The organism is Pseudomonas sp. W2Oct36, from assembly GCF_041060465.1.
GTDB classification, from domain to species: Bacteria; Pseudomonadota; Gammaproteobacteria; order Pseudomonadales; family Pseudomonadaceae; genus Aquipseudomonas; species Aquipseudomonas graminis_B.
Genome location: NZ_JAUERW010000043.1, coordinates 1 through 1838, shown reverse-complemented (window position 1 = coordinate 1838; position 1838 = coordinate 1). Strand labels below are relative to the sequence as shown.

1 tRNA gene and 1 rRNA gene are annotated in these 1838 nt (G+C 50.7%); both read right to left on the bottom strand.

Features of this window, described 5'->3' with window-relative positions:
• Positions 1-1492: ribosomal RNA gene (locus tag QWI18_RS25675) — 23S ribosomal RNA — on the bottom strand; the annotation flags it as partial.
• Between the two features lie 233 nt (positions 1493-1725).
• Positions 1726-1801, bottom strand: a tRNA-Ala gene (locus tag QWI18_RS25670).
• Positions 1802-1838: the final 37 nt, after the last annotated feature.

The window sequence follows — 1838 nt, the reverse complement described above, 5'->3', positions numbered from 1 at the left end:
CCCGGATTTACCTAAGATTTCAGCCTACCACCTTAAACCTGGACAACCAACGCCAGGCTGGCCTAGCCTTCTCCGTCCCTCCATCGCAATAACCAGAAGTACAGGAATATTAACCTGTTTTCCATCGACTACGCTTTTCAGCCTCGCCTTAGGGACCGACTAACCCTGCGTCGATTAACGTTGCGCAGGAAACCTTGGTCTTTCGGCGTGGGTGTTTTTCACACCCATTGTCGTTACTCATGTCAGCATTCGCACTTCTGATACCTCCAGCAAGCTTCTCAACTCACCTTCACAGGCTTACAGAACGCTCCTCTACCGCATCATCCTAAGATGATACCCGTAGCTTCGGTGCATGGTTTGAGCCCCGTTACATCTTCCGCGCAGGCCGACTCGACTAGTGAGCTATTACGCTTTCTTTAAAGGGTGGCTGCTTCTAAGCCAACCTCCTAGCTGTCTAAGCCTTCCCACATCGTTTCCCACTTAACCATGACTTTGGGACCTTAGCTGACGGTCTGGGTTGTTTCCCTTTTCACGACGGACGTTAGCACCCGCCGTGTGTCTCCCATGCTCGGCACTTGTAGGTATTCGGAGTTTGCATCGGTTTGGTAAGTCGGGATGACCCCCTAGCCGAAACAGTGCTCTACCCCCTACAGTGATACATGAGGCGCTACCTAAATAGCTTTCGAGGAGAACCAGCTATCTCCGAGCTTGATTAGCCTTTCACTCCGATCCACAGGTCATCCGCTAACTTTTCAACGGTAGTCGGTTCGGTCCTCCAGTTAGTGTTACCCAACCTTCAACCTGCCCATGGATAGATCGCCCGGTTTCGGGTCTATTCCCAGCGACTAGACGCCCTATTAAGACTCGCTTTCGCTACGCCTCCCCTATTCGGTTAAGCTCGCCACTGAAAATAAGTCGCTGACCCATTATACAAAAGGTACGCAGTCACCCAACAAAGTGGGCTCCCACTGCTTGTACGCATACGGTTTCAGGATCTATTTCACTCCGCTCTCCGCGGTTCTTTTCGCCTTTCCCTCACGGTACTGGTTCACTATCGGTCAGTCAGTAGTATTTAGCCTTGGAGGATGGTCCCCCCATGTTCAGACAAGGTTTCTCGTGCCCCGTCCTACTCGATTTCATTGACAAGAGATTTTCGCGTACAGGGCTATCACCCACTATGGCCGCACTTTCCAGAGCGTTCCGCTAATCTCAAATCAACTTAAGGGCTGGTCCCCGTTCGCTCGCCACTACTAAGGGAATCTCGGTTGATTTCTTTTCCTCAGGGTACTTAGATGTTTCAGTTCCCCTGGTTCGCTCCATACACCTATGTATTCAGTGTAAGGTAACTGTCTTATGACAGCTGGGTTCCCCCATTCAGACATCTCCGGATCACAGTCTGTTTGCCGACTCCCCGAAGCTTTTCGCAGGCTACCACGTCTTTCATCGCCTCTGACTGCCAAGGCATCCACCGTATGCGCTTCTTCACTTGACCATATAACCCCAAGCAATCTGGTTATACTGTGAAGACGACATTCGCCGAAAGTTTGCATTTCACAAACTTTACCTTAGCCTGGACACACACCAGTGAAAGAGGTGCCCAGTCTATATTTCAATCACATACCCAAATTTTTAAAGAACGATCCGGTCAAAAGACCAGAAATCAACACTCATCATCCCAGCGGATGGAGCGCTCATTTCTAAGCTTTCAGCAATCAGAAGCAGTTATGGTGGAGCCAAACGGGATCGAACCGTTGACCTCCTGCGTGCAAGGCAGGCGCTCTCCCAGCTGAGCTATGGCCCCATAACAAAATTGGTGGGTCTGGGCAGATTCGAACTGC